Origin of the sequence: Amycolatopsis oliviviridis, assembly GCF_014654365.1 — a bacterium.
GTDB classification, from domain to species: Bacteria; Actinomycetota; Actinomycetes; order Mycobacteriales; family Pseudonocardiaceae; genus Amycolatopsis; species Amycolatopsis oliviviridis.
This window is the reverse complement of record NZ_BNAY01000010.1, coordinates 158,987-183,065: the sequence shown is the minus strand read 5'-3', so window position 1 is coordinate 183,065 and position 24,079 is coordinate 158,987. Positions and strand designations below refer to the sequence as shown.

Genomic DNA, 24,079 nt, shown 5'->3' with positions numbered 1-24,079 from the left:
GACATTTTTTGTCCTGAACGCCCCTTTCATGACACTCGGCGGGGGAGCGCTCGGCAGGGTCAGGAGGGGCGGTTCATGTCCGGGATCTCGATGTTCACCGGCCTGCCCTCCGAAAGCCACAGCCGGATGTACTGCCGGATCGCCTCGTCCAGCACCCAGGCGGCCTGCGGCACCAGCGGCAGCGGGATGAGCTTCTCGTGGAACGCCACCAGCGCGGGGAAGGCGGTGCCGATCAGCGGATCCCAGATCGGCTCGCGCGGGATGCCGTTCCACTCGGAGAACCGGTCACCGATGATGTGGCGGGCCAGCGCGTTGACCATCGGCCGGTCGACGCGGCCGGGGCTGGTCTGCTCGGCGAGCATGTCGAGGAGGATGTCGGTGAGCTCGACGCCCTCGCGGGTCGGGCCCATCGCCGGGTCCAGCACCTGCTTGGACTGCGCGTGGGCCGCGTCCCAAGTGGACGGCAGGTACTCGTCGCGGATCCCGAGCATGTGCCCGGTCACCTGCCAGCTGTGCAGGTACCCGGCGGAATGCGCGGAGGAGACCCGGACGCGCCAGTCGGTCAGCTTGCGCATCGTGTACGTCGGCAGGGTGTGCCAGGTGACCAGCATGTCGTTCTGGCTGATCGGGATTCCCTGTTGCCAGTGCGGCGATTGCGGCAGCAGATGCCGGACGGCGGCGTGCACCAGACGGGTCTTCACCGCCGAGACGATCATCTGGCCGTCGGGCCGGTAGGCGTTGAGCGAACCGACGTCGTAGCCGAGTTTGGCCGTCTTCGCGACGCGGTCCTTCATGTCCGCGCCGCCCTTGGAGTAGTAGACCGCCCTCGCCTCGTTGGGGATGGCGGTGCTCAGCATCCCGCCGCCGAGCCCGTTCAGCAGATTGACGAACCGGCCGCTGACCTTCATGAAATCCGCCGCCGCGTCCAATTTGGACTGATCGGCCCATGGTGGGAGCCGCCGTGCGTGCTCGACGAACTCCCGCAGGTCCGGCGGGAGCCCGGACGGCGTCGGCTGGTCGTTCCTGGTCCAGGTCCGCAGCGCCTGGTTGACCGCCGCGACCTGTCCCCGGTCGAGCATCGCGGCGACCACAGGATCGGCTTCGGCGTCCCACACCCATTTCGGATCGGTGCCCGCCCCCGCCCCGGCCACCGAACCGCTCGGACTCCACGCCCAGGCGGGCTGGGCCATCCCCATGGCCCCCAAGAGGGTCGCTCCGCCACTGACGATCAGCATCTTGCGTCGATTGAGTTCGGTCATGCGCCAGTACTCCTCCTTGAGTCCCGGACCTGCGGATTGATACTGTGATACAAGTAGTGCAACCGCGTATCTCAAGGAGAGCACAATCATCGCGAAGACGCCAGACCCGGATTCTTTGCTGGAGCGTGCCCTCGCCGACGCGCTCGAACGCGCCGAGGAGAGCGACGAGATCGCGCTCCGGCTGCTCGACGCCGCCTACGAACAGTTCTGCCGGATGGGCATCCGGCGCTCCACGATGGAGGACGTCGCGCGCCGCGCGGGCGTCTCGCGGATCACCGCGTACCGTCGGTTCGCCACCAAGGACGCCCTGGTCGAACAGGTCGTGCGCCGCGAGTTCCGCCGCTACTTCGACCAGTTCCTGCTCGACATCCAGCGGGCGGAGACCGCCGCGGACCGGGTCGTGCTGGGCTTCGCGAGCGCGCTGCGGGCGATCCGGCACAACCCGCTGATCGGTGGGCTGATGGCCGTCGAGCCCGACGTGCTCGTCCCGTCGATGGTCAGCGACGGCGGCAACACCCTGGCGACGGTCCAGCGGTTCGTCGCGGGGCAGCTCCGCCGCGAGCAGCAAGCCGGCAACGTCTCCGAGGACGTCGACGTCGAACTCGTCGCCGAGCTGATGACCCGGGTCTCCGCGTCGTTCCTGGTCACCCCCAGCCAGGTCGTCGACCTCGACGACGACGAGCAGGTCCGCGAGGTGGCTAGGCGGTTCCTGGTCCCGATGCTGTGGCCGCGACCAGGCCGCTGATCAGCAGATCCAGCGCCCGGATGAAGTCCGGCTCGGGGTCGTGCGCCTTCAATGCGGGGATCGCGCGGCTGAAGTTCGGCAGGATCGCCGGGTCGATCCGCCGGAGGAACTGCTCCTCCTGCTCCAGTTCGGCTTCGCCCTTGCGCGCCTTGGTGAAGCCCGTGGTCGTCAGCAGCAGGGAACCGAAGAACGGCCACCCGTCCGGCTCGTCGAGGCGGACTCCGGGCCGTCGTTCCTGGTGCGGCTGGACGGCTACGTCGCGTGGGCCTCGGCGGACGGCGATCCGGCCGGGTTGGGCGAGGCGCTCGCCCCGAGTGACCACATGAGACGTTCAAGGGCGAATTCATGTCCGATTGATGCCGTTAAGTGCGGTTTCGTGTGGGGTTGTGAGTGGCAATGAGGGTTACTGGGAATTAAGGCAAATATGGCGCGTTCAAGCCTGCTCTGCGCGACGTAGGACTCATGGCACTGGCTGTGTGGATTTTGGTGCGTTGGACGCACCGAAATCCACACAGTCCCGCGTGACCGGTCCAGTCGCGTAGGGGTGTGTGGAAACAGGGACGTTGAACGTCCCTGTTTCCACACACCCCTCACTCTCAGCGACGCTTCGCGCTCGTCCACGAGGCAAGGGTGTGAAGGGCGGGTTCCCTCGGCTGAGCCGAGGTAGGGGGGCCTTCACGGGCCTTGCCACGCGGCCAGACACGTTTGCCTTACTCCTCATTAGAACCCTCTTTATCACTCACGACCCCGTCGGAAAGTTGCCCAAAGTGCTCAAGTCAGGCACTCCGGTTAAAGGCTTTGTCCCTTGTGGACGGTCGAGAGCGCGTCCAGCTCTCCTGGGGCCGGTGTCAGGCCGCGCTGCGGGGTTCTGCTTTGAAGCTGACTGCGAGGGGCCCTCTCGGCAGTGGATTCGGGCACACCATTTTTGCCTTACCTCTCAATAGTCCGGGTTCACACTGGCGGCCAGGCCGACCAGTGTGTGTTCCACTGCTCAGGGGCACATTCATAGATCGCCGGATCATCGGCGATGAGCGCGGCGGCCAGACTCTGGAGGCAGGGGCTGTCGCTGGGGAGTTCATCGTCGATGACATCCGGGTGTCGCCATCCCGTCAGCTGCGTGAACCTTGCCAGTGGTTCGGTTTTACCGCATGTGCGGAGCAGGCGGTCATCCGTTGCGTACAGCTCCGCTGGAATCTCGTTCACCAGAAACCGCAGTATCTTGGCGGCATCGTGCTCGTGGTTGTCCGGAACAATGCCCGCGCGCTCGTATTCTCGCGGCGAAGGTGTGAAATGGTACTCGTTACCGCTGTGGCAGGCGCGAATCCGGAAGTCCTCGGGATCGAGTAGGAAGTTTCCTGTGTCGTCCCACAACGGTGGTGAGCCGAGAGGTTCCCCTAGGATCAGGTCGTCGGATCCTTGTGACCCAGATTTCGCGATCTTGTTGCCGTACGCGAAAACACCGTTGGCGAACCTTTGCCGCCGGAACACTTCGATCTCCTCGAACACGACGAGCCACTCGTCCTCGCCGCGGAACGCCGTCAGGCGAACCCCTGCCAGGTCGATGTCCTCGTTGTTCAGTACGGGGAAGTCGTAGCTCTTGGCGTGTTCGTCGAGTAGCGGAATGATGTCCCAGTCGGAGAGATCTCGCTGCATCTTCATCGCCTGTCTTCGAGCCCCACGAGTTTCTTGACCTTCGAGCGGATCGCGGTGACCGTACCACCCTGTGCTCTCGAGCTACCTTCGGAGTGCGGGTAGAGCTTCTGGTTCGTCAGCGTGGTCTTGACTCTCGCTCCTCGCAGGAATGTCTTGAGCCTCTTCTGCTCCTTGTCCGACATGTTGTCGCCGCGGGTGAGCTTGGTGATGGGCTGGTGGTCGGGTGTCCAGTTTCCGCTCGACCAGCCAGGGGTCCTGATGGACGTATCGTGATGGTCGCCGTGCGCGGCGCCCAGTGTGTTGATCTTCTCTTGCTCGCTGCCCTTGCCTGTCGTGTATCCGTCCTGGTTGCTCGCGGAAATCGGTTTCCCGCCCCAGCCGGCACCGGGCTTCAACCATTTCTCCTTGACTTTCTCCTTGATTTCGCCGATCAGTTTCTCGATAGCCCGGTCCTTCTTCTTTTGCGGACCCGTTACCTTGCCGGAGCTCGCAACGTACTTGTAGTCCCAGGTTCCTCCGCCGTCGGACACGGTGATCGACTTGAAGACAGGATGTGCGCGCTTCGTGTTGCTCGCGACCTTCGTGGCGTCTTCGCGGGAGATTTGCCCGTCTTTCAGATACTTCCTCTGCTCGCGTTTGAGGGCGGCAAGACCGGCGGCGACCTTGGCGTCGTGGTCGCTCTTCTTCTCGTCCTTCTTGCCGGGCTTCCTCTTGGGCCGCTTCGGCTTGGGCTTGATCTTGGCCCACAGCTTCTTGATCAGGCCGACGATCTTGGTGATGACCCAGTCGATGGCCTTGTTCACCGGGCGGGCGATCTTCTGGAAGATCTGCTTGACCTTGCCTGCGATACCCCCGATGCCGAGGAGGGCGGCCAGCGCGCCGATGAGGACGGGGATCGCGCGGGCCAGGGCGCGTTCCACCAAGGCGGGGACGCCGCCGGTGCCGCCTCGGGCGATGGCCAGCACCGCGTCCAGGACCGCGTTGACGAAGGCGATGATCTGGCGGGCGTTGGTGACGATGAAGCGGATGATGTCGATGATCATCTTGCAGGCGCGGATGAACGCCGACGCGGGATTGAGCAGGGACACGATCCACGTGATGCCCGCGATGATGATGGTGGGCAGCAGGTACGAGACCAGGTTGCTGATCAGGTTCTTCTTCAGGTCGCCGACCCGGGTCTTCAGGTCGTCCCACATGCCGGCGACGCCCCGGCGTTTGACCTGTGAGACCAGCGGGACGGCGGTTTCCGCCGCCACCAGGGCCTGGTTGGGGACCCGGCGGGCCAGGCGGGCGCGGATGTTCGGCCACGACAGGCCGAGGAGCATGGCGATCAGGGTCAGGATGCCGAGGATGTCGAACGTCGCGGGAAGTTGCAGGCCGATCGCCCCGCCGGTGCCCAGGAGCCACGCCAGCACACCGCCCTGCAGGTGGCGGCCCGCGTTCTTCATGAACAGTTTCAGCCCGCCGCCGACGCCGGTGACCAGGTTCCCCAGGAAGCCGATCGGATCCTTCAGGATGGCGCCGATGGCCGACACCGCCTTGCGGAGGACACCCATCAGCATGCGGCCCAGTTCGATGATGGCCTTGATGGCGCCGCCGATCGCGTCGGCCGCCTTGGCCACCAGGCCCTTGTTCTTCTCCTTCTCGGCGGCGATCTCGTCGTCCACCGACTTGACCGCCTCGGTGTACTTGGTGGCCAGGGTGTCGACCAGTTCCGTGCCCTTTTCGTCGACCGTGTCCTTGAGTTCGTCGAACTTGCCTTCGAACTCCGTCGCCGCCTGACGGCCGATCGCCTTCAAGTCGGCCGGGAGCTTGTCGACCGCCGCCTTCAGTTCCGTGCGGCCCGCGGCGATGCGGTCCTTGGCACGTTTGAGCTCGGCTTCCACCGTGTCGGCGATCTCGGTGATGATCCGCTCCATCGCCGCCAGGTAGTTGTCTCTCGCGCGTTCGTAGATCCGGTTGGCCTCTTCGGGGAGGCCCGCGAACAGGTCGCGCACCCAGCGGGCCTTGCCCGTCCACCCGCCGTAGCGCTCGTCCTTGTACCGCTCCATGCCCTCTTCGTGTTCGCGGGTGAAGCTGTCCCGCGCCTTCTTCTCCTTCGTGGTGAACTGGTCGTCGACCTTCTGGTCCAAGTCCTCCAGGATTTTCTCGACGTCGCTCTTGGTCTGGTCGAAGACCTTTTGCAGGAGGTCGGTGACCTCCTTCTGTTTGTCCTCGAAGGTCTTCTTGGTGCCCGTCTTGCCGGTGCCGACCCGCTGGCCGGTGCTCACGCGGGTCGCGAGCATGCCCGCCATCGCGGTGGAACCCTGTGCGGCCGCGGTGTTCTTGACCTGTTTGAGCTCGCCGGCCTCGTCGGCGCGCAGCTTCTTCGGGGCGGCCTCCGAGTGGGCTTCCAGGGTCTTCTTCTCTTTGACCGCCTTGTCGAACTGGGGTTCCCGGGAGTTCTCGAACGACAACTGCCGTTCGGTGACCTGAGCGCCGGCCATCTGCGCTTTGACCTGATCCGGACCCGCCGACAGGTCCGTGGCCGAAGGGTGCAGCCGGTCCGGGGTCGCCTGGGCCGGGTTCGGGGTGCCCGGTTTGCCCGGCACCTTGTCCGCGGCCATGGGCACGACCTGTTTGGCGTCCGGCGCCGGTTCCGGTGGGGCCGCGGTCGTTTCGGCGATCTCCTGCGCCGAGCCGTCCTTGCCCTCGCCGACCTTGCCCTGTACCTCGGTCTTGACCTCTTCGGCCTTGCCCGACTCGCCGAACTTGTCGGCCTCGTCCAGGTTCTTCGGGGCCTTGTCGGCTATCGCCTTCTTGACCGCCCGGATGAACTCCTGCTTGTCGAACGTCTTCGGCTGGGCGGCGTTCATGTCCTCGGCGTGTGCCGCCTTGCCGCGGGCCTCCTGGTCGTCCGCCGGGGCTTCCGCGGCGTCGTGGGCCGCGCCCGCTTCCGCGGCCGCCGGTGGATGACTGGTGCCGACCGCTCTCTTCTTGGCGCCGACGTCCTTCTTCAGCGCCTGGAACTTCGGGTCGGCGCCCGGCGAGCGTGGGCCGGTGCCCTTTTCCTTCCCGGCGCCTTTCTCCGGGCGTTCTTCGGGCGCCTTGTCCTTCGCCAGGTCCTTCTTGTCCGGAACTGACGCGGGCCGCGCCTCGGTCTTCCGGGTGGTCGGCTTGGCGGGCGGGGGCTTCTTCGGCGCCGGCTGGAGCTTGGCCGGTGACGGTGCCGGTGCGGGAACGGCAGGCGTGGCCGGGGCGGGCGCCGTGGCCTGGCTCGCCACGGCCTGGTTGCCCACCAGGTTCTGGCCTGCCAGCATCAGCTGCGCGGTCCAAGCGGGCGACCTGGGCGGGCCGCCCCGTGCCGCGGCCACGGCCGTGTTGCCCGGCTGGGCGCCGCGGCCCACACCTGCCGTACCCCGGACCATCGCGCCGGGGGTTTCCAGGCCGCGTGGCCGGACCGCGAGCGACGCGGTCGGGGTGGGCGGTCGCGGACCGAGGGCCTTCAAGGGTGGGGGCATCCGGCGCTTTCGCTGCTCAGCTCGGTTTACCAGGCGAAAGCAGGATGCCACCCGGCCCGTCGCGGCCCCGCGATCCGGGCGTCACCGCACCGTCACCAGACCTAGGAGGTGGCGGGCGGCGACCAGGTCAGCCGCGGGTCCGTCTGCACGAAACTCCCCAGCAGCTGGTCGATCCGCGTCAGCGCGTCGAGGTCCAGAACCACTCCGGACGCCTTCGCGTTCTCGGTCATCTGGGCGGCGCTGCTCGCCCCGGTCACCACCGACGCGACGGTGTTGTGCTGCAACGTCCACGCGAGCGCCAGCTGGGCCATGGTCAGCCCAGCCTCGTCGGCGACGCCGCGCAGCATGCCGACGCGGTCGAGGAGGTCGGGCAGGAGCAGAGGCCGCGCCTCGACCGACTTCGCGCCCCGGGAGTCCGGCGGGATCTCGCCCGGCCGGTACTTGCCGGTCAGCACGCCCTGTGCGAGCGGGACCGAGGCGAACTGGCCGATCCCCGCGCGTTCGCATACCGGCATCACCTGGGCCTCGGCGACCCGCCAGAGCATCGAGTAGTGCGGCTGATTCGCGACGAGCGGGACGCCGTACCGCTCGGCGAGCGGCCGCGCCTCCAGCAACTGCTCCGCGGTCCATTCCGCAGTGCCCGCGTAGAGGATCTTCCCCTGCCGCACCAGATCCGACAGCGCGAGGAACGTCTCCTCCAGCGGGGTGCGGTAGTCGAACCGCAGCAACTGGTAGACGTCGACGTGGTCGGTGCGCAGCCGCCGCAGCGATCCGTGCAGCGACGTCGTCAGGTGCTTGCGGCTGAGACCGGCGTCGTTGACGCCCGGGCCTTCGGGCCAGAAGACGCCGGTGCACAGGACGAGGTCGTCGCGGCGCGCGTGGCTCAGCGCCGCGGCGAGGTTCTCCTCGGCCGCGCCGCCGTCCCAGGCCGCGGCGGTGTGGAAGGTCGTGACGCCCGCGTCGAGCGCGGCCTGGACGCATTCCGCCCCGTCGGGGTGCGTGAGCCAGTTGCCGTAGGAGATCTCACTGACGGACAACCCGCTCGCGCCGAGCCTGCGGTACTCCATGGTCACCTCTTCCGCGCGCCGGTTTCGAGGATGGTGCGGTCGATCCATTCGTCGAGACCCGCCGCCTTGCGGGCGTAGGTCTCCCGCACGGATTCGTGCGGCAGGATCAGGAATTCCTCCGACGCCAGGCCGTGCACGACGGATTCCGCGACGTCCTCCGGTTCCAGCAGCGGCGCCGCGGCGGCGATCGCGAGCGCGGCGGGATGCCCGGCGGCGATCCCCGGCTCCAGCAACGCGGTCCGCACCCCGAGCGGGCACAGCGCGCTGACCCGCACCCCGCGCGACCGGTAGGTGATCGCCAGCCATTCGGCGAGCCCGACGGCCGCGTGCTTGGTCACCGAGTACGGCGCGTCGCCGGGGGTGCCCAGCAGACCCGCTCCCGAGGCCGTGATCAGCAGATATCCCTCGCCCCGGCTCAACATCGCGGGCAGCGCGACCTGGGCGGCGTGCACATGCTGCATGACGTTGATCGCCCACGACCGCGACCATTGCTCGTCGGCGGCGTGCACACCGGTGCCGAACGCGGCGCCGGCGTTGGAGCAGAACAGATCCACCGGGCCGAACTCCGCGCGGGCCTCGGTGACCAGCATCTTCAAGTCCTCTTTGGACGACGCGTCGGCGTGGCGCGCGATCGCCGCCCCGCCCGCGGCCGTGATCCCGGCGACGACCTTCTCCGCCGCCTCGAGGTCGAGGTCGGAGACGACCACTCCGGCGGCGCCCTCGGCGGCGAACCGCCGGGCCATGGCGGCGCCGATCCCGTGTGCCGCGCCGGTCAGCACGACGACTCGTCCTGTCACTTCCACATGCGCTCCATGGTTTATCCGTCTGCTTTCGATGACAATTATTCTGTTTTGTCACGCCGGTGAGCAGTGCTTTGTTCAAATATGCGATACGGGTGATAAAAGTGCAGGTCAGAGGCTCGTTCTGACCGTGTCGACATATTTGTTTCCGGCGCCGGACTTTAGCATGCGTTCCCTTGTTTTCCGAGTTTTCCCGCAAGAGTATTGCGCTCTCTGCGGCAAGTAGGTTATTTCTTGGGAATCCCGCTGAAGATCGCCGAACCCGGCGAGGTTCGACCAGCCCAGCCGAACAGGAGGTCCGCCGGTGAGTCATGCGACGGCGCGCACGCGGGTACTCGGCGTCAACCCGCTCGGACGGCCGGATCCGGGGCTGGCGGCCGCCGTCGCCAGGGGCGGGGGCCTCGGGATCCTCGATCTCGATCAAGCGAAGTCCATAATGGACGGAGGATTCCCGTTCGGGGTCCGGATCCCGGCGGGCCGTCACGTACGGGACGAAGAGGTGCGGGAGAGCGGCGCGGGGCTCGTCCTGCTGGCCGAAGGGGCAGTGTGGCAGGGCAGGGGAGACCTCCCCGTGCTGGCCGAGGTGACCGGCGTCGAGCAGGCCGTCCGGATGCTCGACGTCGGCGCCTCCGGTCTGGTGGCGAAGGGCGCCGAGGCAGGCGGCTCGGACCTCACCACGTTCGTCCTGCTGCAGCGACTGCTGGAGCGCTTCGGCGAGGACGTCCCGGTGTGGGCGTACGGAGGCATCGGGCCGCGGACCGCGGTGGCGGCGCTCGCCGGGGGCGCGGCCGGTGTGGTCCTCGACGGACTCGGCCTCTTCCCTGAGGCCGACGTCCCCGCGGAGGCGCGAAAAGAACTGCTCAGGGCCGACGACGGACTCGCGGCGCTGTTCGCGAATCGCTTCGAGGACGCGGAAAGCGCTGTCCGATCCGTCGTGCGATCCCTGGCCGTACCGCCGTCGGTGAGCCCCTCGGACCAAGGCGTACGGCTGTGCCGCACGTTGGGGACCCGGCTGCCGGTCGTGCAGGGACCGATGACGCGGGTGAGCGATCAGCCCGGTTTCGCCGCCGCCGTCGCCGGGCAAGACGGGTTCCCGTTCGTCGCGGTGGCCACCGCGAACGGTGCCAAGACCGCCGAACTGCTCGGCCGCACCGCCGAGGCGCTCGGCGAACGGCCCTGGGGAGCGGGCATCCTCGGCTTCGTCCCGGAGGCCCTGCGCGCCGAGCAGCTCGCGGCCGTCCGGGCCGCGCGCCCGCGCTGCGTGCTGATCGCGGGTGGGAAACCCGCGCAGGCCAAGGCGCTGGAGGCCGACGGGATCGCGACCTTCCTCCATGTGCCGTCGCCGATCCTCCTGCGGCAGTTCCTCGACGCCGGTGTCCGCCGGTTCGTCTTCGAGGGCGCCGAATGCGGCGGCCACATCGGCCCGCGGTCGAGTTTCGTGCTGTGGGAGCAGCAGCTGGACGTCCTGCGCGAGCACGGCGCCGAGGACGTCGAAGTGCTGTTCGCGGGCGGGATCCACGACGCCCGGTCCGCCGCGATGGTCTCGGCGATGGCGGAACCGCTCACCGGGATCGGCGTCCTCATGGGCACCGCGTACCTGTTCACCGAGGAAGCCGTGACCCACGGCGCCATCACCGAGGTCTTCCAGGACAGGGTGCTCGACGCCGGGTCCACGGTCACGCTGGAGACCGCGCCCGGGCACCTCACCCGCTGCCTGCCGAGCCCGTACACCGACGAGTTCGCCGCGCTGAAGGCCGGGCTCCGCGCGGACGGGGTCTCGCCGCAGGAGAGCTGGCAACGCCTGGAGGAGCTCAACACCGGGCGGCTGCGGATCGCGAGCAAGGGCATCCGGCGGGAAGGCGACGCCCTCGTCGAGGTCGACACGCTCGGCCAGCTCGCCGAGGGGATGTACATGGCGGGCCAGGTGACCGTCCTGCGCGAGCGGCGTACCGACATCGCCGCCCTGCACCGGGAAGTCACCGAGGGCGCGGCGGAACTGCTGGCCGCGCGGACCCCGCCCGAAGAGTCCGTTGTGGACGGTGACATCGCCATCGTCGGCATGGCGTGCGTGTTCCCCGGCGCGCCCGATCTCCCGGCCTTCTGGGCCAACGTCCTGCGCGGCGCGGACGCCGTCACCGAGGTCCCCGACCAGCGCTGGGACAAGCAGGTCTACGCGGACCAGTCCACGTCCAAATGGGGCGGGTTCCTGCCGCCGGTGGACTTCGACCCGCTCGCGTACGGCATCCCGCCGAAGTCGATGGGCAGCATCGACCCGGCCCAGCTCGTGTCGTTGCAGACGGCTCGTCGCGCTCTCGAAGACGCGGGTTACGGCGACGGCGGCTTCGATCGCGAGCGCACCAGCGTCATCTTCGGCGCCGAGGCCGGGGGAGACCTGGCGAACGCCGGTGTCCTGCGCGCGTTGCTGCCCAGCTACCTCGAAGACGTCCCGGAAGAGCTGCTCGCGCAACTGCCGGAACTGACCGAGGACTCGTTCCCCGGCACGCTCGCCAACGTCATCTCCGGCCGGATCGCCAACCGGCTCGATCTCGGCGGTGCCAACTACACGGTGGACGCCGCGTGTGGTTCCTCGCTGGCGGCGCTGGACCTGGCGGTGAAGGAACTGCGGGCGGGCACGAGCTCGATGGTCCTGTGCGGCGCGGTCGACCTGCACAACGGCGTCAACGACTACCTCATGTTCACTTCCGCGGGCGCGCTGTCGCCGACCGGCCGGTGCCGCCCGTTCGATTCGGCGGCGGACGGGATCGCGCTCGGCGAGGGCGTCGCGTGTCTCGTGCTCAAGCGGCGGGCCGACGCGGAACGCGACGGTGACCGGGTCTACGCCGTGGTCAAGGGCGTCGGCGCGGCCAGCGACGGCAAGGCGCTGGGGCTCACCGCGCCGCGTCCCGAAGGACAGCGGCGAGCCCTCGCCCGGGCGTACCACGACGCCGGGGTGTCCCCGGCGGACGTCTCGCTGGTCGAGGCGCACGGCACCGGCACGGTCGTCGGCGACGCCACCGAGCTGACCACGCTCACCGAGTTCTTCCTCGACGCGGGCGCCGAACCGGGCACCTGCGCGCTCGGTTCGGTGAAAAGCCAGATCGGGCACACGAAATGCGCCGCGGGACTGGCGGGCCTGACGAAGGCGGCGCTGGCGCTGTGGCACCAGGTCGTGCCGCCCACGTTGCACCTGAGCACGCCGAACCCCGCCTGGGACGCCGAGCGCAGTCCCTTCACCTTCTCCACCGGCGCCCGGCCGATGCCGGTTCCACGCGGACGCGAGTTCGCCGGGGTGAGCGCGTTCGGGTTCGGTGGGACCAACTTCCACGCCGTGCTGGCCGCACCGGGAGTCCCGCCCGGACGGCGCCACGGGCCGCGTGACTGGGACGCCGAGCTGGTCCTGCTCCGCGGTCACGACGTGGACGGCGCCCGTGCCGCGTTGCGGAACCTGCTGGCGGCGAACGAAGGCCGTCCGCTGCGGGAGATCGCCGCCCTCGCCGCCGATCAGGGCGGGTCCGGGCCGGTCCGGCTCGCGGTCGTCGCGAGCGACGTCGCGGAACTGCGCGAGGCGGCCGAGGGCCGGGGCGGGTTCACCGCGAAGAACACCGAAGCCGGCGCGGTCGCGTTCCTGTTCCCCGGACAGGGCAGCCAGCGGACGGGAATGCTGGCTGAGCTGTTCGTGCACTTCCCGGAGCTGGCCGACGTCCTGCGGCTCGCCCCCGACGTCGCCGCGACCACGTTCCCGCCGCGTGCCTTCACCGAGGAGACACGCGCGGCGCAGGACGAGGCGCTCAAGGACACGCGGGTCGCGCAGCCCGCGCTCGGGCTCGTCGAATCGGCCTTGTGCGGCCTGCTCGCCGACCTCGGCGTCCGGCCGGATCTGCTGGCGGGGCACAGCTACGGCGAGCTGCCCGCGCTGTCGGTCGCCGGCGCGTTCGACACCCCGGCCCTGGTCGCGCTCAGCCGGGCGCGGGCCCGCTCGATCGCCGAGGTCGCGGGCACCGATCCGGGCGCGATGGCCGCGGTGAAGGCGTCGCGCGAGGAACTGGCCGCCGCCCTCGACCATCCGGACGTCGTCCTGGCCAACCACAACGCACCGGGGCAGACCGTCCTTTCCGGACCGACGGCCGCCGTCGAGGAGGCCGTCCGGGTGCTGCGGGGCCAGGGGATCGGGGCCAAGCGGATCCCCGTCGCCTGCGCCTTCCACAGCCCGCTGGTGGCCGGGGCGAGCGACGTGTTCGCCGTCGACCTCGACAACGCCGAGGTCGGCGAGCCCGGTCCGCCGGTGTGGTCGAACCGCACCGCCCGGCCGTACGAACCCGGGGAGGTGCGTACCGGACTCGCCGCGCAGATCGGCTCACCGGTGCGCTTCGTCGAGCTGATCGAGGACATGTACGCGGCGGGCGCGCGCACGTTCGTCGAGACCGGCCCGGGCCAGGTGCTTTCCCGGCTGGTCAAGGACATCCTCGGCGACCGGCCGTACACCGTGATCGCGTGCGACCCCGGCGGCCCGGGCCTGCGCGGGTTCCTCACCGCGCTCGCCCGACTGGCGCTCACCGGCGTCGACGTGCGTACCGAACGGCTCTTCCGCGGACGCGTCCGCGTCGGCCCGCTTCCGAAGCCCGCCTGGACCGTGGACGGCCAGACCGTCCGCGCGCCCGGCGGCGAGGTCCCCGCCCATGGGCTCGTGCCCGCCCGACGAATCCCGAGGACGACCATGAACCAGCCCGCGCCCGGTCGTGACCAGGCCGTCGTCGAATTCCTCCGCACCAGCCGCGAACTGCTGGCGGCGCAACGGGACGTGATGCTGGGCTACCTCGGCACCGCCCCGCACGCTCCGGCGCCGGTGGTGCAGGCCCCGGTCGTCCCGGCGTCGCTGCCGCCGGTCGAGGCGCCGGTCGTGTCCGCGCCCGTCGCGGCCCCGGCCCCGGTCGCGGAGGCCGTCGTCACGGATGTCCTGGCGACCGTGATCGGCGCGATCAGCGAACGCACCGGCTATCCCGCCGAGATGATCGACGCCGATCTCGACCTCGAAGCGGACCTTTCCATCGACTCGATCAAGCGCACCGAGATCGCGGGCTCCCTGCTGGCGAAGCTCGGGCTCTCGGGGAAGGTGCACGACGACGCCCAGGATCAGCTCAGCCGGGACCGGACGGCGAACGCCCTGTCCGCCAGGCTGCGGAAGTGGCTCGAACCGGCGGCTCCGGTCGTCGCGGCACCGGCGCCCGCCGAGGCTCCGGCGGGCCAGGCGCCCGGCCGGTACCTGATCGGCCGGGTGGCCGCACCGCTCGGAACGCCGGACCTCGCCAAGGTGAACGGCAAAACGGTGGCGGTGAGCTTCGAACCCGGCCAGGAGGAACTGGCCGAATCGGTCCGCGCGGTGTTCACCGAAGCGCGCGCGGTACCGGCGGAGCGGGACGACGCGGACATCGTCCTCGTGCTGAACCCGTTGTCGGACGCCGAAGAACCGGTCGCGGCGCAGGTCTTCAGCCTGCTGAAGGACGCCAAGGGCGCGGTGGTCGTGGTGGCGAGGCCGGGAACCGGGCACGCTGCCGGCCTGCGCGGTCTCGTCCGCGCCGCGGCCCGGGAACGGAGCGAACCGACCAGGCTGGTCGAGCTGGAGTCCACTGTGGACCTGGCGCGGATCCTGCTGGAGGAAGTGATCGCCGAGGGACCCGCCACCGTGCGGTACGACACCGCCGGGCGAGCGGCCTTCGAGCCGTCCGCCGGTTCCCTGGGCTCGATCGCCTACGCGGGCGCGGGCCCCGGCGGCGGAGAGGTCAAGGCACTCGGTCTCGGCCCGGATTCGGTACTCCTGCTGATCGGCGGCGCTCGCGGGATCACCGCGCGGGCGGCGGTCGCGCTGGCGGCGAGCGGATGCCGGATCGAGCTGGCCGGCCGCACCCCGTGGCCTGCCGAACCCGGCGACGAGGACCTGCCCGGCGACGCGCCGGGGATGCGGTCGGCCCTGGCCGCGCGCGGCGGTTCGCTGGTGGACATCGAACGCCGGGTGCGCACCGTGCTGGCCCAGCGCGAGATCGCCAGGACGCTCGACCAGATCGGTGCCGCCGGTGGCACCGCGGCCTACCGGTCGCTCGACGTGCGCGACGGCGCCGCCGTCCGGCAGGTGGTCAAGGACCTGCACACCCGTTACGGCCGCATCGACGGCGTCGTCCACGCGGCGGGAGTGATCGACGACAAACTGATGGCAGACAAGGACGAGCAGTCGTTCCGTATGGTCTACGGGACCAAAGTGGACGGTGCGCGGGCCCTGCTCGACGCCTTGGAACACTTCGGTGTGCGGCCGGGTTTCGTGACCTTCTTCGGCAGTATCGCCGCGGTGCTGGGCAACCGCGGTCAGACCGACTACGCGGCGGCGAACGACGCGCTGGAAACCCTCGGTGAACAGTGGGCCGACCGCACCGGTTGCCGGGCGCTGACCGTCCACTGGGGACCGTGGGCGCCCTCGGACGACCACGCCGGCATGGTGTCGCCGGAGCTGGCGCGCGAGTACGAACGCCGCGAGGTCGCGCTGATCGATCCGGACGAAGGCACCGCCGCGCTCCTGCGCGAGCTGGCCTACGGCCCGGCCGACGTCCGCTCGGTGCTCTACACGGCATCGCTGTGGTGAAGCGAGCCGTGGTGAACCAAGAGGCCGTCGCGATCGTCGGGATGGGCGTGTTCCTTCCCGGCGCGTCCACTGTGGACGAATACTGGCAGAACATCGTTTCCGGGACCGACGCGATCACCGAGATCCCGCCGCACCGCTGGGATCCGAGTTTCCACGACGGGGACGGCCGCACGCCCGACCGCACCTACGGACGGCGCGGCGGCTTCGTCGCCGACAGCCTGGACTTCGACGCGACGGCGCTCGGCATCGCGCCCAGCTCCGTCGACGGGATGGAGCCCGACCAGCTGGTCGCGCTGGCCGTTGCCGCTTCCGCGGTCGACGACGCCGGTGGCCTGCGACGGCTGGGCGATCTCGAACGCGTGGGCGTGATCCTCGGCAGGGGCGGCTATCTCTCGCCCGGTCTTCAGCGTTTCGACCAGCGGGTCCGGTCGGTCCGCCAGATCACCGGCGCCGTCCGGGAGCTCCTCCCGTCGGCGCGGCCCGAGATGCTCGACCGGCTCCGGGACGCCCTGCTGAAACCGCTCGGCGAGTTCCGGCCGGACACCGCGATCGGGCTGGTGCCGAACCTCGCCGCGTCGCGCGTGGCCAACCGCCTCGACCTCGGCGGCCCCGCGTACACGGTGGACGCCGCCTGCGCGTCCTCGCTTCTCGCGGTGGACCAGGCGATCGGCGAGCTCGCCCGCCGCCGCTGCGACGTCGTGCTGGCCGGCGGTGTGCATCATTGCCACGACGACACGCTCTGGTCGATGTTCACCCAGCTCGGCGCCCTTTCGCCGAGCCAGCGGATCAGCCCGTTCTCCCGGGACGCGGACGGCCTGCTGATCGGCGAGGGCACCGCGATCGTCGTGCTGAAGCGGTTCTACGACGCGCGCCGCGACGGCGACCGAGTCTACGCGGTGCTGCGGGGATCGGGGACGTCGAGCGACGGCAAGGGCGCGAGCCTGCTCAGCCCGGCCGTGGCGGGGCAGACCCTGGCGCTGCGCCGCGCGTGGGCGTCGGCCGGTCTCGATCCCGCGGCGCCCGGCGCGCTCGGCCTGCTGGAGGCGCACGGGACCGCGACACCGACCGGGGACGCGGCCGAACTGGCCACCCTCGCCGAGGTGTTCGGCCCGCCGGACGGGCCCCGGGCCGCGATCGGCGCGGTGAAGGCGATGATCGGGCACACCATGCCGACCGCCGGGGCCGCCGGACTGGTCAAGGCGGCGCTCGCGCTGCACCACGCCGTGCTGCCGCCGACGCTGAACTGCGCCGATCCGAGTCCGTTGCTGGACAAGACCCGGTTCCGGATCCTGCCCGACGCGGAGCCGTGGGCGGCCGGTGCCGTGCCACGCCGGGCGGCGGTCAACGCCTTCGGTTTCGGCGGCGTCAACGCGCACGTGGTCCTGGAGGAGGCCGACCCCGCACCGCCGCGGCCGCGCCGGGCCAAGGTGAGCGGGGAACCCGAGCGGGTGCTGCGGCTCGCGGCGTCCACGCCGGACGAACTACGTGTCCTCCTCGACCGCCCGGATCCGGAATCCGGCGGGCACGGCCCCTGCCGGATCGGGATCGTCGGGCCGACCGGGAAACGGCTGGAGGTCGCGCGCAGGGTGCTCGCGAAGGTCGCGGCCGAGGGCAAGTCCTGGCACGGGCCCAACGACATCTGGTGCGGCATCGCACCTTTGCTGGAGCAGGACGGGGCGAAGACCGCGTTCATCTACCCGGGTTTGGAAGCGGACGCGGAACCACGCTGCGCCGACGTCGCCCGGCACTTCGGCCTGGAGCGGCCCGAGTGGTCCACGGCGAGCGTGCTCGCCCGCGCGTCGAGTGTGTCGCAGGTCGGGTTGCTGCTCGACACGGCGCTGCGGCGGCTCGCCGTCAAGCCGGATCTGCTCGCCGGGCACAGCGTCGGCGAGTGGACCGCGATGCAGGCGGCCGGGATGTACCCGGGACAGTCCACGGAGGACATGCTGGACCGGTACTGGCCGCAGGGATTCACCCTGCCGGACGCCGAGTTCCTGGTGCTCGGGTGCTCCGCGGAGCGGGCGGAGGCGCTGCTCGCCGCCGAACCGGAACTGATGATCTCGCACGAGAACGCGCCGCGGCAGACGATCGTGTGCGGCGACCCGGCGGCCGCGGCCCGGCTCGCGAAGCTCTGCACACAGCACGGCGTCGTCGCCAGGACACTGCCGTTCCGGTCCGGGTTCCACACCCCGCTGATGCGCTCGCGGCTCGGCCCGTTCACCCGGCTCGCGGCGGAACTGGACCTGAAGGCGCCGCGGATCCCGGTCTGGTCGGCGACCACGGCCCGGCCGTATCCCGAGGATCCGGTGGAGGTCCGCCAGCTGTACCTGGCCCATCTGGTGCGCAAGGTCCGGTTCCGCGAACTCGTCGACGCGCTCTACGCCGACGGCGCCCGCGTCTTCGTGCAGGCGGGCGCCGGTCAGGTCGGCTCGTTCGTGGCGGACACGCTGGGCACGCGGCCGCATCTGGTCATCCCGGCGTCCTCCGGCACGAGGCCCGGTCTCGCTCAGCTGCGCCGGGTGGCCACCGCGGTCTGGGTGGAGGGTGGACGGCCCGCGTTCGACGCGCTGGAGCCGCGCCGCACCCGGATCGACACGGCGGGCACGCTGCTGTCGGTCGACGGTGACGTCAAGGGCATGTTCGACAGCGCGGGCGAGGTCCCCGGGCTGGTGGAGGGAGTGCCGGACGCGATCGTCGCGGAGTTCACCGCGCTGCTCGCCGAGACCAGGCAGGCCGCCGCGAGCGTGGTCAACGCGGCGGCGCGGCGCACCGAGGAGCCTACTGAGTCCATTGTGGACGTCTCGCTCGCCACGATGCCTCATCTGGTGGATCATCGGTTCTTCCGTCAGCGCGAGGGCTGGCCCGAGGAAGCGGACTTCCGGCCGACCGTCCCCGCGACGGCACTGGTCGACCTGGCCTGCCGCGAGGCGGAACGGAACTGGCCGGGCACGGTCGCGACCGGGGTGAGCAACGCGGCGTTCTCCCGGTGGCTGATCGCCGCCCCGGCGGCACGCGTGCCGCTTTCGATGACCCGGGAAGGCGACCGGATCAGTGTCCAAATAGGACCTCACGCCAGTATGGACGTCCATCTGGCGCGGACGTATCCCACGGCGCCGAAGCCGTCCTCGCTGCCGGGACCGGAGACAGCGCCGCCGTTGACCGCCGCCGAGATCTACTCGCGCCGCGAGATGTTCCACGGTCCCTCCTACCAAGGCCTCGCCCGGCTCATTGGACTCGGCGAACGGCACATCCGCGGCGACCTCGTCGTCCCGCCCGCGCCCGGCGCGCTGCTGGACAACGTCGGCCAGCTGCTGGGCTGCTGGCTGATGGCGACCAAGGCGGACGCGCTGCTGGCTTTCCCGACGTCGATGGGCCGGATCACCTGGTACGGCCCGGAACCGGCGCCGGGGACCACGGTCGGCTGTGTGGTCCGGGTCCGCCTGCCGCGGCCGGACGTGCTGGAGATGGACGCCGAACTGGTGCGGGACGGTGTCGTGCTCGCCCGGATCGACCAGTGGCGCGACATCCGGTTCCCGTGCGACCGGTCCGCCCACCGCGTCTACGCCTTCCCGGACCGGCACCGGCTTTCCGAGGACCACCAGAGCGGGTGGACGGTGGTCACCGACCGATGGCCGAGCCCCGCCGCGCGCGACATCTACGCCGGCATCTATCTCGGCGCCGAGGAACGCGCGGAGTTCGCCGCGTGCGCGCCCCGGCGGCAGCGCGGGTGGCTGCTGGAACGGATCGCGATCAAGGACGCGGTCCGCGCGAAACTCGGCTTGGACGACGTCTACCCGGCCGAACTCCGGGTGAGCGCCGACGGCACCGGGGTGACCGGGCTCCACGGCCGGACGGTGCCGCCGCTGGCCGTGGCCGTCGCGTCGGCCGGAGAGGTCGCGGTCGCCCTCGTCCGGGAGGAGACCACGACGTCGCCCCGGATCGCGGTCCGGGCCGAAGGAGAGCTGGCGGGGCTGGCCGAGGAGATCGGCATCGGCGCGGAGTTCGCCGGAATCCCCGGGTACGTGGTGGCCTGGAATCTCGGGTAGGAACAGGAGCGGAACATGACGATCGAACAGCAGAGCCCGACCTCGGTCTTCGGCACGGTGGTGGAGTTGCTGAGGGAACTGGTCGGCGACGTCGACGTCCTCGGCATCGAGATCACCCCGGGGACCACCTTCCACGAGGATCTCGGGCTGGAGAGCATCGACCTGGTCACCTTCGCGAGCATCCTCGCCGAGTTCTTCGGGGAGGACGTCAACCTCGCGGAGTTCCTGGCGGAGAAGGATCTCGACGACGTGATCGGGCTCCGGGTCGGCGACATCGCGGACTACGTGGCCGCCCGCCTCGGCGAACGGGGCTGAGGCGGTGCCGACGATGACCGTCAACGGGCTGCGCACGAACGTGCAGCTCGTGCCCGGCGGGGGCACCGAGACCGTGGTGTTCCTGCACGGGATGGGCACCGACAGCCTGGCGAGCTTCTATCTCACGCTGGCCCCGCCGGTCGCCGCCGCCGGGGTGGACGTGATCAGCTACGACCTGCGCGGGCACGGCAAGACCGAACGCCCCGAGCGCGGGTACACGATCGCGGACTTCGTCGCCGACCTCGACGACCTGCTGGCCCAGCTCGACCTCGACCGGCCCGTTCACCTGGTGGGCAACAGTTTCGGGGGCACTCTCGCGTACAGCTACGCCGTGGCCAAACCGGATCGGGTACGCAGCATCGTGTGCATCGAATCGGAGCCCGCCACCGAACTGTGGGCGGACAAGATGGCGCAGATCCTCGAGCACACCGTGCGCTTCTTGAAGGTCGAGGAGAGCTTCGAGTGGATCGAGGCCAACTACAGCGCCCATCATCGGCGGCTCGCGAAAATGGCGGCCGAGCGGATCATGGCCACGTCGATGGCGGAGGAGGTTCCACTCGGTCCGTTGCTGACCTTGGAGCAGGTGGCGGGGATCGACTGTCCCGTACTGTCCATTTTGGGCAGTCACGGCTATCAGGCCGACGATCTCGACGCGCTGACGTCGTTGTTGCCCCGCGGTGAGTTGCACGTGTTCGAAGGGCAGGGGCACTCGGTGCTCGTCGAACAGCACCGGGAGGTGCGGGAGCTGGTACTGAACTGGATCTCCCGGCACGGGAGGCCGCGCGGATGAGCCGGTTCCTGCTGGTCGTGCCACCGCTGACCGGACACGTGGCGCCGCTGCGCGCGGTGGCAGGCGAACTGGTGGGGCGTGGTCACGACGTCGCCTGGTGCGGTCCGGAACCCACGACGTCGGAGCTGACGCGGGCGGGCCGGGTGTACACGGCGGGAGACTCGCTGGAGTTCGCCGTCGAGCGGCGTCCCGAGGGACTGCGCGGGTTCGCGGCACTGAAGTTCCTGTGGGAGCAGTACCTGGTCCCGCTCGCGGACGCGATGGTCCCCGGCGTCGAGAAGGCGGTGGCCGCCTTCCGCCCCGACGTCGTGATCGCCGATCAACAGGCCTTCGCGGGTGCCTTGGTCGCGAGCCGCCGCGGCCTGCCGTGGGCGACCTCGGCGTCGACGTCGACCGAACTCGGCGATCCGCTGGCCGCCATGCCGAAGATCGCCGCCTGGGTCGGCAAACTGCAAGGAGATCTCCGTACGCGGCACAAGGTGTCCTGCGGCGACCTGCGGTTCTCCCCGGAGCTGGTCCTGGCTTTCACCACCGTGTCCCTGACCGGGCCGATCGCCGACGCGGGCGCGGTCCGGTTCGTCGGCCCGGCGCTGGCTCCCGCGCCGCCGGTCGGGTTCTCGTGGGACCGGCTCGACGGGCGCCCGCTGGTCGTCGCCACCCTCGGCACCGCCAACGCCGCGCTCGGCCGCCGCTTCCTGTCCGAATGCGTCGACGCCCTCGCCGGGATGCCCGAGGTCCAAGGCCTGGTCGTCGACCCCACCGGCGAACTGCTCAGCGAAACGGTGCTGATCGCCAGGCGGATCCCGCAGGCGGACGTCGTGCGGAAGGCGGCGGCGGTGATCTGCCACGGCGGGCACAACACCGTCAGCGAGACCCTCGCGTCCGGGCTGCCGCTGGTGATCGCGCCGATCCGGGACGACCAGTCGATGCTGGCTCAGCAGGTCGAGGCCGCCGGCGCGGGCCTGCGGCTGCGCTTCGACCGAGTGAAGGCGCCGGACATCCGCGGCACGGTCACCGAGGTGCTCACCGAGCCCGCCTACGCCGCGGCGGCCGCGCGGGTGCGGGCTTCGTTCGCGGCGGCCGGGGGAGTCGTGGCCGCCGCGGACCACCTGGAGTCCCTGCCACACTGAGCCCTCCGGGCGCCCACGCGTGCTTGAGCACGTGACTCATGTGCTTGGAGCCGGATCTCACGTGCTTAGACACGGGACTCGCGTGATCGGAGCCGGATCTCGGTGTTCGCCTTCCCGCCACGTGAGTTCCGCCTTCAAACACGCGAGATCCGGCTCCAATCACGCGAGTTACGTGCTCAAGCACGCGAGTCCCGGGTTGGGGGCCTCATCGGGGTGCGGTCTCCCGGGGTGAACGGAAGGTACGGGCCGCGATCCACCCGCCCGCCAGCGCCGCCACGGCCGCGATCGCGAGCGACACCGGGATCGACCAGCCCGACGGCCGTCCCAGCGCCAACGCCCTCGTCGCATCGATCGCGTAGGTCAGCGGGTTGAGTGCCGAGACCACGCGCAGCCAGGTCGGCATGGTGTCGAGCGGCATGTAGGCGCTGGAGGAGAACATCAGCGGGAACATGACCACGAACGACGCCATCTGCAGGGTTTCGGCCTTGCGCAGCCAGGTCGTGATGGCGACGAAGATCCAGCTCAGGCACCAGCCGACGACGAGCGTGAGCAGAAGTGCCGCCGTGACCCCGAAAACGCCGCCGGTCGGCCGGAAACCGAGCAGCACCACGCTGGCGAGCGTGGTCACCAGCAGTTGCACGCCGAGCCGTGCGGAGTCGGAGATCGTGCGGGCCACCAGGACGGCCGACAGGCTGATCGGCATGCACCGCAGGCGCCCGGTGAATCCACTGTAGATCTCCGCGAGCAGACCGGCGCCCGAACTCATCGCCGTGGTCATCGCGATGTTCACCAGCGTCGCCGGGACGAGGAAGTTCACGTACCCCTCGTAGGCCGCGACACCGGGCAGCGTGCTGACCCCGGTGAAGACCTGGCTGAACAGCAAGAGCAGCACGATCGGTTGCAGCAGCCCGAAGAACACCAGCCGCCGGTCTCCGAACGCCGTCTTCAGCGACCGGACGGCGAGCACCCGGACCTGGGTCCCGAAGGTGCTCGGCGGCCAGGTCGCCGGATCGGTCAGCAGCGGCGGGGACGGCGCGCGGTGCCGTGCCTCGGTCATGACGGGACCGCCGGATTCCGGTGCAGGGAAAGGTAGACGTCGTCGAGCGTCGGTTCGGCGACGGTGAGGTCCCGCATCGGCGCGCCCGCCGCGTCGAGCGCGCGGACCAGCACCGTGATGTCGGCGGGCCCGGACAACGGGACGCCGATCACCAGTCCGGACGCGGACGGCGTACAGCTCATGCCGAGCCGGTGCAGCGCGGCCAGCGCCCGGCGGGCGGCGAGGTCGGTACCGAAGGTCAGGGTCGCGGTCCGTTCCCCGAGCCTGGCCTTCAGTTCCGACGGCCGCCCGGAGATGGTGACGTGCCCGAGTCCCAGCACGATGACGTGATCCGCCAGCCTGTCCGCCTCCTCGAGGTACTGCGTGGTGAGCACGACGGTGGTGCCGTGCGCGGCGAGCCGTTCGACGCCGTCCCAGAGGCCGGCGCGGCTGATCGGGTCGAGGCCGGTCGTCGGTTCGTCGAGGAAGAGGACGTCGGGGGAGCCGACGAGCCCGGCGGCGAGATCGAGCCGTCGCCGCATCCCGCCGGAATACGTCCGGGCGGGCCGGTCCGCCGCGTCGTCGAGGCCGAACATGGCGAGCAGTTCGGCGGCGCGGGCCCTCGCCTGGCGCCGGTCCGCGCCCAGCAGCCGGGCGACGAGTTCGAGGTTGCCGCGGCCGGACAGCGCGTCGTCGACCGCCGCGAACTGGCCGGTGACCCCGATCCGCCGCCGGACGTGATGCCCGGCGCGGACGACGTCGAACCCGCAGACCTTGGCGCTGCCCCCACTCGGTTTGACGCGGGTGCTGAGGATGTCGATCAGCGTCGTCTTGCCCGCGCCGTTGTGCCCGAGCACCGCGAGCACGGTGCCACGGCCGACACGAAGGCTGACGCCGGCGAGAGCCGTCACTTCACCGTAGTGCTTGGCGAGGCCGTTCACTTCGATGGCAGCCTGCTCCATTCGCCGAACGTAGCGGGGGTTTCGGCACGGCCGCAATGAACGCGCACGGACTCCGGACACGCGTGACAATCCAGCGCGAGATCTTCCGCACGCGCGTCACAAGAATACGCGCGTGACAGTTCCGCGCCGAAGTCCGCTGACGAAGGTG

At 70.2% G+C, this 24,079-nt stretch carries 14 protein-coding genes; 6 read left to right on the top strand and 8 right to left on the bottom strand.

The window, feature by feature from the left end; genetic code table 11:
• Positions 1-59: 59 nt before the first annotated feature.
• The gene (locus IE302_RS34960; RefSeq protein ID WP_191258728.1) at positions 60-1,259 is read right to left on the bottom strand and encodes an oxygenase MpaB family protein; all 1,200 of its coding nucleotides are present in this window, start codon (positions 1,257-1,259) and stop codon (positions 60-62) included.
• A 115-nt stretch (positions 1,260-1,374) separates the two neighbouring features.
• On the opposite strand from IE302_RS34960, the gene IE302_RS34955 reads away from it, so the two are divergent.
• Positions 1,375-2,004, top strand: a complete 630-nt coding sequence (locus IE302_RS34955; protein ID WP_191258727.1) for a TetR/AcrR family transcriptional regulator — start codon at positions 1,375-1,377, stop codon at positions 2,002-2,004.
• On the opposite strand, the gene IE302_RS42910 is transcribed toward IE302_RS34955, so the two are convergent.
• The 5 genes from IE302_RS42910 to IE302_RS34930 form a co-directional block, all read right to left on the bottom strand.
• Positions 1,958-2,326, bottom strand: a complete 369-nt coding sequence (locus tag IE302_RS42910; protein ID WP_229908118.1) for a hypothetical protein — start codon at positions 2,324-2,326, stop codon at positions 1,958-1,960. The genes IE302_RS34955 and IE302_RS42910 overlap by 47 nt on opposite strands.
• Positions 2,327-2,955: 629 nt before the next feature.
• Positions 2,956-3,663 carry a DUF7003 family protein gene (locus IE302_RS34945; protein WP_191258726.1) on the bottom strand — a complete coding sequence of 236 codons (708 nt, stop codon included), beginning with the start codon at positions 3,661-3,663 and terminating at the stop codon, positions 2,956-2,958.
• A complete protein-coding gene (locus tag IE302_RS34940; RefSeq protein WP_191258725.1) occupies positions 3,660-7,157 on the bottom strand; it encodes a phage tail protein in 3,498 nt (1,165 codons plus the stop codon). Before IE302_RS34940 ends, IE302_RS34945 begins: the two co-directional genes overlap by 4 nt.
• Before the next feature lie 101 nt (positions 7,158-7,258).
• Complete coding sequence (locus tag IE302_RS34935) at positions 7,259-8,224, bottom strand: aldo/keto reductase (protein WP_191258724.1); 966 nt, start codon at positions 8,222-8,224, stop codon at positions 7,259-7,261.
• Between the two features lie 2 nt (positions 8,225-8,226).
• Positions 8,227-9,027 carry an SDR family oxidoreductase gene (locus IE302_RS34930; protein WP_191258723.1) on the bottom strand — a complete coding sequence of 267 codons (801 nt, stop codon included), beginning with the start codon at positions 9,025-9,027 and terminating at the stop codon, positions 8,227-8,229.
• Between the two features lie 301 nt (positions 9,028-9,328).
• Here IE302_RS34930 and IE302_RS34925 point away from each other — a divergent pair, with 301 nt between their 5' ends.
• From IE302_RS34925 to IE302_RS34905, 5 genes are read left to right on the top strand one after another with little or no spacing between them, the layout of a single operon-like run.
• Positions 9,329-15,652 carry a type I polyketide synthase gene (locus tag IE302_RS34925; RefSeq protein ID WP_191258722.1) on the top strand — a complete coding sequence of 2,108 codons (6,324 nt, stop codon included), beginning with the start codon at positions 9,329-9,331 and terminating at the stop codon, positions 15,650-15,652.
• 8 nt (positions 15,653-15,660) lie between these two features.
• Positions 15,661-19,698: a beta-ketoacyl synthase N-terminal-like domain-containing protein gene (locus IE302_RS34920; protein ID WP_191258721.1), complete on the top strand. Its 4,038-nt coding sequence runs from the start codon at positions 15,661-15,663 to the stop codon at positions 19,696-19,698.
• 15 nt (positions 19,699-19,713) lie between these two features.
• On the top strand, positions 19,714-20,013 hold the full coding sequence (locus tag IE302_RS34915; RefSeq protein ID WP_191258720.1) for an acyl carrier protein: 300 nt from the start codon (positions 19,714-19,716) through the stop codon (positions 20,011-20,013).
• Positions 20,014-20,017: 4 nt separating this feature from the next.
• Positions 20,018-20,803 (top strand): alpha/beta fold hydrolase, encoded by a 786-nt coding sequence (locus IE302_RS34910; protein WP_191258719.1) that lies wholly within the window; start codon positions 20,018-20,020, stop codon positions 20,801-20,803.
• Positions 20,800-21,933, top strand: a complete 1,134-nt coding sequence (locus tag IE302_RS34905) for a glycosyltransferase (RefSeq protein WP_191258718.1) — start codon at positions 20,800-20,802, stop codon at positions 21,931-21,933. The genes IE302_RS34910 and IE302_RS34905 overlap by 4 nt, the downstream gene beginning before the upstream one ends.
• A gap of 205 nt (positions 21,934-22,138) precedes the next feature.
• On the opposite strand, the gene IE302_RS34900 is transcribed toward IE302_RS34905, so the two are convergent.
• Together IE302_RS34900 and IE302_RS34895 are read right to left on the bottom strand one after the other, a co-directional pair.
• Positions 22,139-22,990, bottom strand: a complete 852-nt coding sequence (locus IE302_RS34900; RefSeq protein WP_191258717.1) for an ABC transporter permease — start codon at positions 22,988-22,990, stop codon at positions 22,139-22,141.
• On the bottom strand, positions 22,987-23,931 hold the full coding sequence (locus IE302_RS34895) for an ATP-binding cassette domain-containing protein (RefSeq protein ID WP_191258716.1): 945 nt from the start codon (positions 23,929-23,931) through the stop codon (positions 22,987-22,989). The genes IE302_RS34900 and IE302_RS34895 overlap by 4 nt, the downstream gene beginning before the upstream one ends.
• Between the last annotated feature and the right edge of the window lie 148 nt (positions 23,932-24,079).